This is a genomic window from Vibrio pomeroyi (genome assembly GCF_024347595.1).
In the GTDB taxonomy this organism is placed as follows: domain Bacteria; phylum Pseudomonadota; class Gammaproteobacteria; order Enterobacterales; family Vibrionaceae; genus Vibrio; species Vibrio pomeroyi.
Genome location: NZ_AP025507.1, coordinates 1,015,284 through 1,031,610 on the forward strand (window position 1 = coordinate 1,015,284; position 16,327 = coordinate 1,031,610).

12 protein-coding genes are annotated in these 16,327 nt (G+C 45.3%); 9 read left to right on the plus strand and 3 right to left on the minus strand.

Translation table 11 applies throughout. The features are described from left to right. Positions 1–60 precede the first annotated feature (60 nt). The 5 genes from OCV12_RS20600 (at position 61) to OCV12_RS20620 (ending at position 5,992) form a co-directional block, all read left to right on the plus strand. A complete protein-coding gene (locus tag OCV12_RS20600) occupies positions 61–1,014 on the plus strand; it encodes an iron-siderophore ABC transporter substrate-binding protein (protein WP_261885972.1) in 954 nt (317 codons plus the stop codon). Continuing rightward, complete coding sequence (gene fhuB / locus OCV12_RS20605; protein ID WP_261885973.1) at positions 1,014–3,008, plus strand: Fe(3+)-hydroxamate ABC transporter permease FhuB; 1,995 nt, start codon at positions 1,014–1,016, stop codon at positions 3,006–3,008. Before OCV12_RS20600 ends, fhuB begins: the two co-directional genes overlap by 1 nt. Positions 3,009–3,221: 213 nt before the next feature. Beyond that, positions 3,222–4,034: a crotonase/enoyl-CoA hydratase family protein gene (locus tag OCV12_RS20610; RefSeq protein WP_261885974.1), complete on the plus strand. Its 813-nt coding sequence runs from the start codon at positions 3,222–3,224 to the stop codon at positions 4,032–4,034. Positions 4,035–4,127: 93 nt separating this feature from the next. Next, a complete protein-coding gene (locus tag OCV12_RS20615) occupies positions 4,128–5,303 on the plus strand; it encodes an OmpP1/FadL family transporter (RefSeq protein ID WP_261885975.1) in 1,176 nt (391 codons plus the stop codon). Next, positions 5,303–5,992, plus strand: coding sequence for a hypothetical protein (locus OCV12_RS20620; protein WP_261885976.1), 690 nt, complete (start codon positions 5,303–5,305; stop codon positions 5,990–5,992). Before OCV12_RS20615 ends, OCV12_RS20620 begins: the two co-directional genes overlap by 1 nt. Before the next feature lie 112 nt (positions 5,993–6,104). On the opposite strand, the gene OCV12_RS20625 is transcribed toward OCV12_RS20620, so the two are convergent. The 3 genes from OCV12_RS20625 to OCV12_RS20635 all read right to left on the minus strand — a co-directional run bounded on the left by OCV12_RS20625 (position 6,105) and on the right by OCV12_RS20635 (position 9,921). Continuing rightward, positions 6,105–7,703, minus strand: coding sequence for a bifunctional aspartate transaminase/aspartate 4-decarboxylase (locus OCV12_RS20625; protein ID WP_261885977.1), 1,599 nt, complete (start codon positions 7,701–7,703; stop codon positions 6,105–6,107). Positions 7,704–7,834: 131 nt separating this feature from the next. Further along, positions 7,835–9,553, minus strand: a complete 1,719-nt coding sequence (gene aspT, locus OCV12_RS20630; protein WP_261885978.1) for an aspartate-alanine antiporter — start codon at positions 9,551–9,553, stop codon at positions 7,835–7,837. 95 nt (positions 9,554–9,648) lie between these two features. Then, positions 9,649–9,921 (minus strand): hypothetical protein, encoded by a 273-nt coding sequence (locus OCV12_RS20635; protein WP_239931549.1) that lies wholly within the window; start codon positions 9,919–9,921, stop codon positions 9,649–9,651. A gap of 245 nt (positions 9,922–10,166) precedes the next feature. Here OCV12_RS20635 and OCV12_RS20640 point away from each other — a divergent pair, with 245 nt between their 5' ends. From OCV12_RS20640 to OCV12_RS20655, 4 genes are all read left to right on the plus strand, one after another. Next, complete coding sequence (locus OCV12_RS20640) at positions 10,167–11,357, plus strand: efflux RND transporter periplasmic adaptor subunit (protein ID WP_261885979.1); 1,191 nt, start codon at positions 10,167–10,169, stop codon at positions 11,355–11,357. Positions 11,358–11,366: 9 nt separating this feature from the next. Continuing rightward, the gene (locus OCV12_RS20645; protein ID WP_261885980.1) at positions 11,367–14,414 is read left to right on the plus strand and encodes an efflux RND transporter permease subunit; all 3,048 of its coding nucleotides are present in this window, start codon (positions 11,367–11,369) and stop codon (positions 14,412–14,414) included. Between the two features lie 140 nt (positions 14,415–14,554). Further along, positions 14,555–15,235 carry a DUF3313 family protein gene (locus OCV12_RS20650; RefSeq protein WP_261885981.1) on the plus strand — a complete coding sequence of 227 codons (681 nt, stop codon included), beginning with the start codon at positions 14,555–14,557 and terminating at the stop codon, positions 15,233–15,235. A 64-nt stretch (positions 15,236–15,299) separates the two neighbouring features. Further along, positions 15,300–16,304 carry a phospholipase A gene (locus OCV12_RS20655; RefSeq protein ID WP_261887112.1) on the plus strand — a complete coding sequence of 335 codons (1,005 nt, stop codon included), beginning with the start codon at positions 15,300–15,302 and terminating at the stop codon, positions 16,302–16,304. The last annotated feature ends 23 nt before the right edge of the window (positions 16,305–16,327 follow it).

The following is a 16,327-nucleotide window of genomic DNA, read 5'->3' on the forward strand; positions in this document are numbered from 1 at the left end:
TTTTCTGGGCTGCTTTTGTCGTTTGTAGAAATATCGAATTTAGATTAAGTAGGCAAATATATGAGCTTAAAACCAATAGCTTCTCATTTTTCTAAAGTAAAACATTTGAATACAAAGCTCGTTCTAACGATGTTAGCGAGTGCTTTATCGTTCAACGCGATGGCGGATTTCCAAGTAGAAGACAGTGAAGGGATTAAAACCCTTAAAGCTCAACCTGTTAGAGTGGCTGCGCTTAACTGGGATATTGCAGAGCAAGTGATTGAACTTGGTGTTACGCCAGTTGCTGTGCCAGATATTGCAGGGTATACCGATTGGGTTGTTCAACCTGCGATTCCAGAAGGCGTGGCGGATATTGGCACTCGAACTGAGCCTAACTTTTCAGCGCTTAAGAAGCTCAACCCTGATGTGATTCTCATCGCTTCACCTCAAAAAGATTTGCAGGATCGACTTTCTGAAATCGCGCCCGTGCTTTACTACCAGACATACAGTGAACAGCACAGTAATGCTGAGGCGGCTATTGATAACTTCAAGAAGATAGGTCAATTGCTTGGCAAAGAAGAGCAAGCGAACAACAAATTGGCTGCGATGGATGAGCGTCTTGAAGTTTTAAAAGCTGAACTAGATAAAGCGTATCCGGGCGACAAGCCGAAAGTGACGTCTTTCCGCTTTGCGAGCACCACTTCGGTGTTCATATATGGTGATAATTCTATTCCTCAATATGCGCTTGAACAGTTGGGCTTTGAAAATGCGATGGTTCTTCCTGCGAGTCAGTGGGGCATCAGTCAAAAACGTATGACCGAGCTTAAGAACGTCAAGGGTGGCATTGCGCTGTACTTTGAACCTTTCCCATATCAAGACAAGTTAGATCGTTCTCCGGTTTGGAAGAGCATGCCTTTCGTTCGCAATGGTCAATTTAGCCCTGTAGCAGCAAGTTGGAGCTACGGCGGTGCTATGTCGATTTTGTATAACGCAGAAGCGATGGCGCAATCGTTGTTGACGTTAGCGGAGCAGTAATGAAATCCAGTGGTTTGATGATGGGGGCGGTACTATTTTTCGCCGCCCTTATTCATTTATGGTTAGGCCAGTCTGAATTTGGCCCTATCGGTGAGTTGTTTCAGCAGGTCTCACAGATCAGTGACATCGTTACATTCAATAAAATGGTCGATGATTCATTCGAGTTGATGGCATTAATCTATGTCAACTTACCTCGTTTAGTGATGGCGATTCTGGTTGGCGGAACACTCGGCACTATCGGTAGTTTGTTTCAACAGTTAACGCAAAACCGCATGATGTCTCCACTTACACTCGGTACATCATCAGGGGCTTGGCTTGGTCTGGTCATTCTGAATGTGGTCGCACCGATGTTGGTGGCTCAATATTCCGTTTGGTTCGCGCTAATTGGGGCGTTGCTTGCAATGGGGCTGATTGTCTCCATTGTTGGTATCAAAAACATGAGCGGCTTACCGATTGTTTTGGCAGGTATGGCGGTTAACTTACTTTTAGGCGCATTCGCAACTGCGATTATTTTGCTTAACGATCAATATGCACAAAACCTGTTTGTGTGGGGAGCGGGTGATCTTGGGCAGAATGGTTGGGAACAAGTGCTTTGGCTGATGCCTAAGTTACTGCCAATCTTTGCTATTTTCCTGTTGGCTCCAAGAGTTTTGACTCTGCTTTCGATTGGTACAGAAGGGGCTGCGGCGCGTGGTCTTAACATCGGTACGACCTTCTTTGTACTCATGGCGATTGGCGTTTGGCTGGTTTCCGTGTCGATTACTTCGGTGGGTGTGATCAGCTTTATTGGTTTGATTGCACCAAACATCGCGAGACATTTGGGCTTTTTAAGGGCGAAATCTGAACTCATCGCAAGCTGCGTGTTAGGTGCACTGTTGCTTTGTGTGACAGACAGCTTGGCGATTTTCTTGGCGCAATGGTCTTTGGATATGATTCCAACAGGAACGGCAACCGCGGTGATTGGTGCTCCAGCTTTGATCATTATTGCGCGCAAGCAGATGTCAGCCCAAGATCAGCTCTTCTTCTCGATGCCTAAAGGGCCAAAGTTCATTTCACCTTTGGCTTATTTCTTGTTGGGCGCGATGATCTTCGGTTTACTGGCGTTAAGCACATTGTCACAGCCTTCTTCAGACATGGGTTACTTCATTATCCCAGATGCGTTTGAGTGGTCTATTCGCTGGCCTAGAATGTTAACTGCAATATTCGCTGGTAGCGGTTTGGCTGTGGCGGGTGTGATTTTACAAAGGCTAGTTTACAACCCACTTGCGAGCCCAGACATTCTTGGTGTGTCGGCGGGTGCGGTGCTAGCCTTGATTTTCAGTAGCCTGTTTATGGGATACTCGATTCACTCACTAAGCCCGTGGGTAGCGTTTTTGGGCAGTGCGATTGCACTCTGTTTGTTGCTGTTCCTTGGTAAGAAGCACCAGTTTGCTCCGTCTATCCTAATTCTCACAGGTATTTCGTTGACCGCAGTGTTAGAGGCCTTAGTGCAGTTTTCCTTAACACGAGTTGGTGAGGGGAAATATACGTTATTGGCTTGGTTGGCAGGCTCTACATATCGTGTTGAACCTGATGCGGCAACGATCATGGCTATCGTGATCACTGTTTGTATTGGGTTAGCTTTACTGTTGAGTCGTTGGGTGACGTTAATTGCGACTGGCCGTCAGTTCGCAAGTGCAAGAGGGCTGAACATCAACATCGCCTATGTGGCTCTGCTGTGTATTGTTGCGGTGTTATGTTCGATGGTGACAACCACCATGGGACCGGTCGCCTTTGTTGGTCTATTGGCTCCACATATTGCGGCCATGGTTGGTGCTCGTTTGGTTCGTGAGCAGATCATCTTATCGTTTTTGATTGGTGCAGCACTGATGTTATTTGCCGACTGGCTAGGGCAAGTGGTGGTGTTCCCTGCACAGCTTGCGGCAGGAACACTAGTTTCTATTATTGGTGGTAGTTACTTCATCTTCTTGTTATTGAAATCTCGAAGAGCGTGAGTTAACGGCTAGCAAGTTAAGCGCTAAGTTTTTTGCTCACCGAAACAGTATGAAGGGCAGTGATTGGAATTATTCATCACTGCCTTTTTTCTTGGGCTTTGTGTTTTCGAGACCAAGTGTTAGCCAACACAGATCTCGCTTCTAAAGCGTCAATTTTGCATATGTGACTAAGATGGCTACGCTAAAGGTCAGACCACTTAATTGGATAGCCAAATGCCTGAACTTGAACGCCTAACATGCTCTATTGATGAAAACCAGATCGCAACGGTTGTACTGAATCGCCCTGACAAGCTGAATGCCATTGATATGGCGATGTTTCAAGGGGTGAACAACATGGTCAGTCAGTTGAAAAACAACACTGAGATTCGTGCGGTGATCGTAAAAGGCAGTGGGACAGACTTTTGTTCGGGGCTTGATGTGAAGTCCTTGCTTACCAGTAAATCTGGTGCAATGAAGTTGTTGTTCAAATGGCTACCGACATTACCAAACGCTGCCCAACGCTTTTCTTTAGGGTGGCGAGATATCCCATGCCCCGTGATTTTTGCGATTCACGGACGTTGCTGGGGAGGTGGTCTTCAACTCGTCAGTGGTGGTGACTTTAGAATCGCCAGTCCAGACGCCAACTTTTCTATCTTAGAAGCTAAGTGGGGGCTAATTCCTGACATGGGCGGCGCGATTGCCTTCAGAGAGTTGATGCGAAAAGATCACACCCTAGAAATGGCGATGACCGCCAAGGTGATAGACAGTGAAACCGCAAAGGAATATGGGCTCGTCACAAAAATAGCCGAAGAGCCGTACGCGGAAGCTTATGCTTTGGCACTGGAGTGTGCGAATCGATCGCCAGATGTGGTCGCTGCCAATAAGAAACTCTATAACAAAACTTGGTGGTCTAGCCCCGGTATCGCCTTGTTTTACGAGACTTGGTATCAGATTAAAGTTGCCTTAGGCAAGAACCGAGCGATTGCCGCTCAGCGTGAAATTCATAGCGACAAACCACGCGCTTATGTGGCTAGGAAGTTTAAATAGTGTTTGTACAGGAATAATCGATATTCCCTTTGTTTATCGGGCTTTGCGGTAACCTTAGCGCAATTTAATGTCTAAGGCTGAATGAGCACTCTGATGAACAAAACTTTTACCTACTCTCTAGCTGCCACCGCAATATTTACAAGTTTGAACGCTTTCGCAAGTGGTCTGTTTTTACAAGAGGCCGTTGTTGCCAACGCGGGTACTACTGGCGCTGGTGACGGTGTTTACACCCGATCTGCTGCGGCGATGTGGACGAACCCTGCCACCATGTCTCACATGGGCGAAAGCAAAACCACCATCAATACCATGGCGTTTGATCTTGAGATGAAATATCAAGACAACCTAGATTCAAGTGATAACGGCAAAGCTCATTCTGTAATGCCGTCATTTGGTGTCTTTCACGCTCACCAAGTGACTGACAAATTACACCTTGGTATTGCGCTGGGTGCAGTGGGTGGTTCTAGCCTTGATTACGGTAGTGAGTGGGCGGGAGCTGGACTTCTAGAAGATATCACCCTCACTGCGATGCAAGTGAACCCATCACTGAGCTACAAACTGAACGACCGATGGTCTGTCGGTGCAGGTGTTCAATTTAGCTGGGGTGCTTTCCAACAGACAACATCTGGATTTACAGCAAAACAAGACACTGATTGGGCTTATGGCTATAACCTTGGTGTTATGTACACTCCGACAGAAAAACTCAAGTTGGGTGCGAGTTATCGTTCTAAATTGGAGCACGAGTTTAATAACGACGTTAAGGGCTTGGGGAGTGTTAACTCACTGTCGACAGATCTCGCACTGCCTGAGATCGTTGATTTAAGCGCAAGTTATGCATTGAACTCTCAACTTGATCTCTTGGCTAGCATTCAATTCCACCGCTGGAGCGAATGGGATGAGACAGTATTAGATTTTGGAGTGACAGATAGAGACGGGATCCCAATTAAACGTGATTGGGACGATGTGTGGAAGTTCGCGATAGGTGCAGACTACCAATTGAACTCTGACTGGCGTTTAAAGGCAGGCTTCTCTTACGAAACTTCGCCACAAGACGATCCGTCAATGCAATGGGTTGACCTTCCAGTAGGCGAGCAATACCGCTACTCTGTAGGTGCATCTACCTACTGGGATGACATCTTAATTGACGTTTTCTATGAATATGCAGATCTAGGCTCAGTTGATATGAACCGTGATGGACCAGTTGGACGCAATCTCCTTAATGGTTCGTTCGACGGTCGAATCCACTTTATTGGTGTTAGCGCGACCTTCTAATGACATTACGCAATCTATTAATTGTTACTTCGGTAATCCTAGGCTCAACGGGTGTTTTGGCTGAAGAGAAGCACCCAGATGACCCGACTAAGATCGTAACCAAAGCGGGCGTTGCTTATAACGAAGAGCTAAAGTTCTCGGGCTCTATCGGGCTTGATGAAGCACGAATGATCAACGCTCGTGTCAATGCTGATGGTGAAGAGTGGCGAGTGGGTGGTTCATGGCTATTGCCTTTGGGCATCGTCAACTTCAACTTTAGTCGCTCTGAATACGACAACGATGCTTATAAGAATAACTACAGTATCGGAACATTTGTTCCGTTGAGTTATTTTGATATTGAGCCGTTCGGATGGCAAATCTTCCCGCTGGCTGGGTACAGCTATAACGATGGTGAAGTGGCGGTGTTTGACGATCAGAATGTAGGCTCTGATTATGTGTTGATGCCAAGTTCAACGCATGGCGGTTACATTGGTGCGTTTGGCCTAAAAACGATTACCGATGAGTGGTCAATCATGGGCTTTGGTGGCGGTTCCATGGGCTCTGATGATTATTCAGGCTATTGGACGGGTGTCGGCGCGAGCTACAAATTAAGCGACGCCCAGTCGTTCAATTTCTTCACTATTTTTGCTGAGGATGACTTTGGTGAGAACAACAGTGTTGGTGCTTCTTATACCTACGAGTTCAACTAAGCATCAATCTCCGTTCCCCATAAATAAAAAACTGAGTGTAGGCCAACCTAAGTAGGTGAACTTACACTCAGCATTTATTTTTCTCTATGAGATTTTCAGCTGTTGTCCGATGTTAGCAAGTCGCTTGGTAGCGCTCTACGTAGCTTTGCATCACCGCATTCATCGCTTGAGTGATGTTGGCGTATTGTTCTTCTTCTAAGTTCGCAAGTGACACACGTAGCGACCATGTTGGAGCATCAAACCCAGCGCCTGGCATCACAATCACTCCGTGTTCTTCAGCAAGACGAACCAAGAAATCCAAAGGCTCATACGTTTCTTCTAACCAAGAGAAGAAACCCTCGCTATGAATCGTTTGAGCAATTTCTTTCAGATCAATCTCTACATAGTAAAACGCGCCGGTTTGGTCGCCCTCGGCAATGATTGGAGCTGCCAAGTTTTTCTGCATCAATGTATGGTAACGGCGACGCACAATCTGTTTAGCTAAGCGCTTATACTCTTCACCACCTTGCATCAAAGATAACAACGAGAACATCGTCATCTGGATTTGTTGCGGAGTAGAAAGACCAGCAGTGTGGTTCAGTGCTACAGCACGGCTGTCTGCGACCAAGCGATCAATGAATTTAATCTTACTTGGCTCTAGGGCAATGCCTTGGTATCGAGTCGACAACGTGGTTCTGGTTTCCTCTGGTAGATCGCCGATCATGCGGTCGAAGTTGTTGTCTTCATGTACTCCGATGACCCCTAGACGCCAGCCAGTCGCACCGAAGTACTTAGAGTACGAATACACCAGAATCGTATTCTTCGGAGCAAGCATCGCTAACGAAGTGAAGTTATCCGCAAAGGTGCCGTAGACGTCATCAGTCAGCAGAATTAACTCAGGGCGACGGTTGGCGATCTCCGCAATCGTGTACAGTGTTTCATCACTCAGTCTTACCGATGCTGGGTTACTTGGGTTCACTAAGAAGAAGGCTTTCACGCTTGGATCGTTTAACTTCTCTAATTCAGAATCAGGGATCTGCCACGCTGATTCTTCTGTTGCCATGATTTCTACTTTGTTGAGCGAATAATCTTCAAGCTCTGGCATCTCGATATAAGGCGTGAAAATCGGTGCGCCAATCGCAATCGTATCGCCTTTGTTTAACAGACGGTTACTCTTCAAGGTATTGAAGATATACACCATGGCTGCGGTGCCACCTTCAACGGCAAACAAGTCAAATTTTCCAGCAGGAACGGGTTGAGAGCCCGCCATTTCTTGCTCAATGTATTTGCGAGCAATGAGCTCTGAATACTTCAGCATGCGGTCGGGAACAGGGTAGTTATTACCTAGAATGCCGCCAACCCACTCATAAATCAGCTCATCGCTGTCTACCTGATATTGATCGGTAATGAACTGGAAGGCTTCGATAAGAAATTGAACGCCTTCTTGCTCTTCGTGTTTCTCACAGAATTGGAGGAAACGTAGGCTAATGTTTTCCTTTTCGCCCATGCCGCCAAAGCCTTGGTAGCCAGAGAAGGTTGCTTTTGACTCTTCCAGTGCAAACATACCGAGTTGGAAGAAGGCTTCACGTGGCGCTGTTGCTACCCAGTTTGGATTGCCGCGGCCCGCGTTGATCATCGTTTTTTCATGTGAATGTTGAGCTAGGTCGATCAGTGTATTTTTTACTTCAAATGGGCTCAGTGTTTCTAGGCGTTGTTCATCAGTGCGTTTCATGGTCTTTTCTCTTTAAATTTTTGATTCGTAAATGCGTTAATTAGGTGTTGGGTGCTTGTTCAAGAGGGGGGCTCTTGAACAAGCGGGAGTTCTCTTCGAGGAGCAGTTGTGCTCTTCAACGAACGGTTGTTCTAGGAAATCTTGGTAATCAGGTTGATGATGATTGGCCCCCACAAGGTGAGGAAGATATTGGCCACTGCGTAAGTCATTGTGAAACTTGGTACGGGTGTGCTGTTCTGAGTTTTTTCTAGTAGCGATGCGAAGGCTGGGTTAGCACTACGGCTACCTGCGACAACGGCTAGGGCTTCTACCGGGTTCTTGATTTTCAACACGTAGTAGTTGAATAGGAACGTCAGTATTTGCGGAATCATGGTCACTAGCACGCCAAGCAGTAATAGTGTCACGCCGTTTTGTTTGATTGCCGTAAGGGCAGGAGCGCCTGCATTGATACCAACCACTGCAACAAACACAGCAAGGCCAAACGTCTGCATAAAGTTGGCAGCGCCATGGTTAATGCTTCCTAAGCGTGGAGTGCGCATTCTTAGGTAACCAACAAGCAAGCCAGACACCAAACAACCTAAGCCAGAGCCCAAGGCGATATGAGAACCGCCAATCGAGAAGCCAATCTCACCGATCAGATAACCCAACACCATGCCAAATGACATCGTCACAAAGTCAGTCACACTTGGAAGTGGGCTGTTGTAGCCGATTTTCTTCTCGACTTTGGCGAGATCGTCTTTCTGGCCGACAAGCGTGATTTCGTCACCGAGGTGCAGTTCAGTCTCTGGTAATGTCGAAATGTCATGGCCCATGCGAGACAACTGAGTGATGTAAACACCACGACGAATACGTGCGTTGGTTTCGTCGTGAAGCTTGTGTAGAGTCACGCCCGCCAGCTTTTTGTTGGTGAGTACGATTTTTTTCTGCGTATGAATAACGTTGGTTTCGTCGCTAAACTCGCCAAGTTCGACACCGAGTGAAGTCACTTTCGGAAAGGCTTGCGTGAGGCCTGTCAGGTAGACTTTGTCATTCGCGGCTAGGATAGGGTTCTTTGCAATGTCTAACGTTGTGTCTGACTCTTCACCTGGACGATAAATAGCTTCTATTGTTAGGTCAGAATCGAATGCTTCTTCTAGCTCAGCGACACTTTTGCCTACAAACATAGAGTTGGCGGTGACTTGATAAGCGCGAGAAGATACTCGGTTTAATGCTGAGAACTCACCTTCATTAAGTTGCTTGTTGCCAGAGCCCATTTGTTCTGCGAGCTTTTTCGCTTCTTTGGTGATGTTCCAACCCATTACCATTGGGATTAGAGACATCATCAAGATAGGACCAAGAGAGCCGAAGATGTATGTGATCGAGTAACCCACCGCCACATTGGTTTTCAGTGTAGAGGTCACATCGGGTGCAAGGTTGAGCTGATCAATCGCGTTACCAGCCGTACCAATGATGGCTGATTGTGTTAAACCACCCGCCGCAAGACCTGCCGCTAAACCTTTATCGAGGCCAGCCCATTTAGCGAGTACCACAACGGTAATCAGCCCAACGAACGTCATTACAAACGAGGCGAATAAACGCGTTAGTGATGAAAGGCGGAATGACGAGAAGAACTGCGGTCCGCCGTTGTAACCCACCATGAAAATAAATAAAGCAAAGAAGATGCTTTTCACTTCATTGGAAATTGCAATTCCGCCGATTTGGCCAAGCCCAACGGCAACCAAAAGTGAGCCTGCGATCCCGCCTAATTCAAACTTACCGATTTTAATTTTACCGATTAAGTAACCGAGTCCCAATGATAGGAATAGAGCTATAAATGGATAGTCTCTTAATTGTTCAATAATAAATGACATGATAAACCTTTAATGAAATACCTCTGATATTTCATAACTAATAATATATTGATGTTGAATGACAGAATGTTCTGTCTATCTGTGATTATGCGAACTTAAGAATTACTTGTCTTATGGTGTAAGCGAGACGATTTTTTATGCGCATGAGTCTTGTCTTTATGATGCTTATTATGATGACCATCTGGGTGGTGATTCACTAAATGCTTATGGCCTTCAGGTTCACCACCATGTGGCTGACCAGAATGAGAGGGTTGATGCGCTCTATATTCTAAATGGTCTTTATTGTGTTTATGTTCGACTTCCTCTCCATATACACGTTTCATTTTTTCTTTAATAGCAACTTTCGTATGGTGTGTTTGATTAGACATATTAATCTCAGTTAGTTGTTTAAGGAACGATGAGAATTATATCTATCGGTGAAGGATATAAATCATGTTCAAATAAAATCGATATAAAGCCATTAAATGATTTTTGCTTGATAAATTCTTATCAAGCTTCTGTATTTGCTAGTTTTATTTTTATTTTATATAGATTGGCTTCGATGTTATATCAGTTTGATTTATTGGTGTTCCCTATAGCTAGAATACCCGGACTTCAAAAACAAGGTGAACACATGAGTAAGTATAAAGGCGTAATTGTCGGGTCAGCTTTATTTATATTATTGTCTTTTGTATTTGGCTTTCATTATGTAAAAAGCGAAATAATAAAAGAGAAAGTAGCAAGTTTTAAATTACCAGCAATCTCTGTAACAACGGAGTCAGTAAAAGAAGACGTTTGGAATGAACATTTGAATGTTATTGGTAATATTCATGCTAACCAATCAGTTGATGTGAAAAGTCAAATGTCTGGTCAAATAAAAGAAGTGCTTTTTAAATCGGGTCAATTTGTTAACAAAGGCGATGTTCTTATTAAGTTGGATGATGCTTTATTAAAAGCTAACTATAAAAGCCAACTGGCAAAGGTTGAGTTAGCGAGAACAGAATTGAAGCGAAATCGAAAGCTACTGAAGAATCACAGCGTCTCTCAGAATTCGGTAGATAAACTTGCTGCTCAATTTAATGCTGAATCAGCAAAGCTAGAATACATCTCTACTCAGGTTGAATATATGAAAGTTAAAGCGCCTTTCTCTGGCCATGTTGGAATTAGAAAAGTGGATGTCGGTGATTTTATCAACTCAAGCACAGCGATTGTTGACCTTGAAGATAGCTCTCAACAGTATGTCGATTTCTCTATTTCGGAGCTTTATCTTCACAGTGTGCAAGTAGGGCAGGATCTCCAATTTAAATCTGACGCAGCGAACGATGCTGAGTATCACGCGACGATTACCGCGATTGAACCTAGCTCAGACGCGAACACGCACAATATCGAACTGCGAGCGGTGACGATTGAATCCGTGCCGTTGGAATCTGGCATGTATGTGGATGCAACACTAACCACTTCCGATTCAAACACGGTGATCAGCGTGCCGTCAGTGGCAATTAGTTACACCTTATCAGGCGATACGGTATTTGTTCTAGATACTTCAACCAAACAAGTGAGCACGAATTCAGGAAGTGCAAGTTCAGCGAGCACAAGTTCAAACAAACAAGGTTCAGAGAAAGCAGAGACACCATTTTACGAATACAAAGTGGTGCAACGCACTGTGGAAATTGGCCCGAAACAGGGTGGTTATGTCGGTGTCCTTTCTGGCTTGAAAGAAGGGGATGTGGTGGTGACGTCGAATCAACATCAGCTTAAAAACGGCGGTTTGGTTTTGGTGAACAATCAACGACCGCTTGTTACTCATACTCAGCCAAGTAATTAGGATTCTCCCATGACATTTACTGATGTATTCATCAAACGCCCGGTGTTGGCGACGGTATTAAGTCTCGTGTTGTTGGTGTTGGGGCTTAAAGCTTTTACTTCATTGCAGGTGCGCCAATACCCAGAAATTGAAACAGGTGTGATCACCATTACCACCAGTTACCCCGGTGCCAGTGCGTCGAGCGTACAAGGTTACGTTACCCAACCTCTACAGGCTGAAATCGCCCAAACCGCGGGCATTGACTACATGACATCAGACAGTGCCTTGGGTAAATCCGTGATTACGGTGTATTTGAAGTTGGGATACCCATCAGATGGCGCACTGACGGAGATTCTGTCTCTGGTGCAGCAAGTGAAATACAAACTGCCTTCTGGGGTATTGGATCCGAGCATTCTTAAATCGACGTCTCAATCGCCGATCTTATATGTCTCTTTCTCAAGCGATACGCTGAAAACCGAGCAAGTATCGGACTATGTGAGCCGAGTGGTGAAGCCAACATTCTCAACGGTAGAGGGTGTGTCCAAAGTCGATATGTTAGGTCAACAAGATTTCGCGATGCGTATCTGGCTTAAGCCTCAAAAGTTGGCGTCTTATGGCTTGACTGCTGCTGATGTACAGAATGCGCTGCGAGCAAACAACATTGTAAGCGCGGCGGGTAAGTTACAGAACCCGTATATCGAAGTCGATATCAATGCTCATACCGATTCTAGCTCTGTAGCAGACTTTAAAAACATGTCGCTCAAAGCCCATGACGGACAACTGGTGCATTTGAAAGACGTTGCCACAGTAGAGCTAGGCGCAGCGACTTATGATTCAGATGTTGAGTTTAATGGCGTAACGACTGTTTCAACGGCGATCAGCAATACCGCGACATCGAACCCGTTAACCGTGGTTGAGGGTATCTATGAATTCCTTCCTCAGATAGAAGCTGGTTTACCTGACGGTATTAAAGCGGATGTGGTGTACGACTCAACCAAATTCATTGAAACATCGATTGATGAAGTAGCAAAAACGCTGATGGAAGCGGCACTGATTGTGGTGATTGTTATCTTTGCGTTCCTCGGTTCTATGCGTGCGATGTTAATTCCGTTGGTGACCATTCCATTGTCACTGATTGGCTCGATGTTCTTCATGTTGAGCATGGGTTTCAGCATTAACTTGCTGACGTTATTGGCGATGGTGTTGGCGATCTCTTTGGTGGTGGATGATGCGATTGTGGTCGTAGAAAACACGTTTCGACACCTAGAAGATGGCACTAGTCCAATTAAAGCAGCGATTAACAGTGCGCGTGAAATTGCTGGTTCTGTGATTGCGATGACCATTACCTTGGCTGCGGTTTATGCACCGATTGGTTTCATGGGTGGTTTGACCGGTAAGTTGTTTACTGAGTTTGCTTTCACCTTGGCGGGCTCTGTTCTGATCTCAGGTTTTATCGCACTGACGTTGACGCCAATGATGTGTTCAAAACTGCTTAATAAGTCGGTATTGGATGGAAAACTGGTTAAGAAAATTGATGTGGTTATTGCTGGTGTCACTGAACGCTACCGCAAGGTACTTGAACACGTGCTTAATAACCGAGTTTATATCTGGCCAGTAGTCGGGACATTGCTTATCAGTTTGGTGTTTATGTTTATGAATACCGCATCCGAGCTGGCACCTGAAGAAGATCAAGGCGTAATGATTGTCATGGGACAAGGGCCTGCTCAAGCCAACACCGATTACATTCGCCACTTTACTCCGGCTCTGATTGACGCCATTGGTAAAAACGACGAAGTAGAAATGACCATGCTGGATAACGGCTACATGAACAACAACGCGTTCTTTGGTTTAGGTGTATTGAAAGATTGGGATTCACGCGAAGCAACGGCAAAAGAGGTGATGCAGCGCTTCGAAAAAGAGAGCTCTGTATTACCAGGTTTGCAGGTGTATACCTTCTCTCCACCGGATCTGCCAGGCACACCGCAAGGCTTGCCATTCCAAATGGTATTGAAGACGCCAACTGGCTCGTATCAAGATCTTTATCAGTACGCTGAAAAGCTAAAAGAATACGCACAGAAGAGCGGTAAGTTTATTTACGTGCAGAACGACCTTAACTTCAATAAACCGCAGGTTGAGATTCAAATTGATCGTGATAAAGCAGCGCAGATGAATGTGAGCGCTCAGGATGTTGGTACCGTGCTGTCTCGCTTTATCAGTGAAGGCTTCGTGAACTACTTCTCAATGGATCAACGCAGTTATCAAGTGATTACGCAAGTACCGAACGAGAATCGTAACTCTTGGGACGATTTGAAGAATTATCACGTACGTTCGAATACAGGGGGAATGGTTCCACTGGCATCTTTAATCGAGATTAGCCAATCGGTCCAGCCATCAAAAGTGGATCAATTCCAACAGCTGAACAGTGCCATGATCGAAGCGAAGATGATGCCGGGCATCAGTATTGGTGAGGCTTACCAAGTGATGGAAGAGGGTGCAGCACAGATATTGCCTAAATCATACAGCACGGATACTTCTGGGCAGCTACGCCAGTTCTTGCAAGAAGGATCTTCGTTGGTAACGACGTTCTTCTTAGCCTTGGTGATTATCTACTTAGTATTGGCAGCGCAGTTCGAAAGCCTACGCGATCCGCTGGTGGTATTAACCAGTGTGCCGTTGTCGATCTTTGGTGCCTTAATGCCACTGTACTTGGGCATTGATACGCTCAACATCTACACCGAAGTTGGATTGGTGACCTTAATCGGACTCATCAGTAAACACGGTATTTTGATTGTTGAGTTCGCTAACCAGATGCAACAAGAATTGAAATGCAGCCGTCGTGAAGCCGCTATTCGTTCGGCGACCGTGCGAATGCGCCCTGTATTGATGACAACTGCCGCCATGGTCGTGGGTGTTGTACCGCTGCTAATAGCGAGTGGTGCAGGGGCTCAAAGTCGATTCTCAATTGGCTTGGTGATTACGGTGGGTATGTCTGTGGGCACGCTATTTACGCTGTTCGTGGTACCAACGATTTACACCTACTTAGCGGCGGATCATACCGCTCAGGAACAAGAAGCTTGAGCAACGTGAAGATCTAATCATCACGAAAGCTCATCAAAAAATTATTCATTAACAAGAAAACTTAATCAACACGAATCCCATTTATGAGCCTGACCGCTTAGGGATTCGTGCATTCAAAATTCAGGAAATTAGAGGTTCACATGAAACTACATTATTTATATCCACTACTTGCGTTATTCACTGTTGGCTGTGCGAGTTCAGTCCCGAACAAAGAAGAAATAAAAAGCGTCGATTCAGAGCATTACTTTGTAGATAGTCAGTTTGATGACGACATGGCGGGTATGTCGTGGATAGCAAAAGACAGTGCTTCTCATCATTTTAATCAGTTCAAATTCAATAGCGTAGAGATCAAAAATGCCGGTATAGACAAGCGAGTATCGAAAGAGGTTCAAGAGCAATTCAAGGAGCAGATCCTTAGCAGTATGAACGACAAGTTGAAGCATAAACTGCAAGGCTATGAGAACGTGATGTTGGATAACCAAGTGCTCGATATTAGCGTTGCTTTGTATGGCATTGATGACATTCCAGAGGATATGCGTTTAACAGAGTTCATTCCTTTTGGTTCTATTATCGGTGCGGTCAAATACGCTGCGGGCACCCGAGACCGCTCAATTCGAGTATTAGCAAGCGTTGACTTAAAGGACCATGATTCAGCTGAGTTGGTTGGTCGCCGTATTTTCGTGGTCAATGACAATGGCGTGCTAGAGAACGAAAAGTCAGCAATCACCATCGAAATGCTGGATAAAAATATTGAGCAGATCACCAAGCAGGCTGTCGATTTTGCTTTTGAAGTAACTTACTTAAACAAGAAGCAAGGTTAAGCTCGTGAAAAGGATCTTCAACAAAAGCGGCAATAGTAAAACCTATCGTCAGCTCGCTGTGTTTATGCTTGGCTGCAGCTTAAGTGCTTCTGCGGTTGCCAGTGGTAGCCGCTATGATCAATGTATTTTGGATTCACTGGCTAAAGCGACCAACCAACAAAGCATTGAATGGCTGAAGCAACAGTGCAATTCAGAGGTCGGTGATTCCAAAGCTGAGGTGAAGGCTGAGGGCAATGACAACAATGCAAAGGCAGGCACGACCGAAATGTCACCCGAGCAAAAGATCTCACGCTTGAAGTTGGAATATTCAACAGAAGATAACCCATTTGTGATTACGCCATATCGACTGAATTACATTTTGCCCGTCACCCATATGACAAGTGTGAATACTCAACCATATGGCGACGAACGATTTGGTGGTAAAGCGGATGACCTCAGTGACGAAGAGATAAAACTGCAGTTGAGTTTGAAGATCCCTATTGTTGATGATGGTGTGTTTAACCAAGAAGATAAAATCTATTTCGGTTTTACATTGAAGTCATTCTGGCAGGCGTATTCATCCGATATCTCGGCTCCTTTTAGAGAGACGAACTATCGCCCCGAAGTGTTCTATGAGACGCCTTTGGACATAGAGTCGACGGAAGGTGTGTGGTTTTCTCGTTTCGGGCTTGAACATGAATCGAATGGTCGAACAGCAGAGCTGAGTCGCAGTTGGAACCGTGTTTATGCAGGTTTGGGTTACATGGAAGATGATTTTGCGGTGTACTTTCAGCCTTGGTATCGCATACCTGAGTCAAACAGCAGTGACGACAATCCAGACATTCAAGACTATCTAGGGCATTACGAGTTATCGGGTGCTTATAAGTGGGATGAGTTTGAGTTGTCGGCACTGGGGCGCTACAACTTCCAAACGGGTTATGGTGGCGTTCAAACCTCACTTAGTTTTCCATTGTTTGGTCGCCTAAAAGGGTACGTTCAATATTACAAAGGCTACGGTGAAAGCTTGATTGATTATGACTATAACAGCGAGCGAATCGGCGTAGGTATTCTGCTGACCAACGTCTTATAGAACGTCTTCTTTGGCGTTATTTC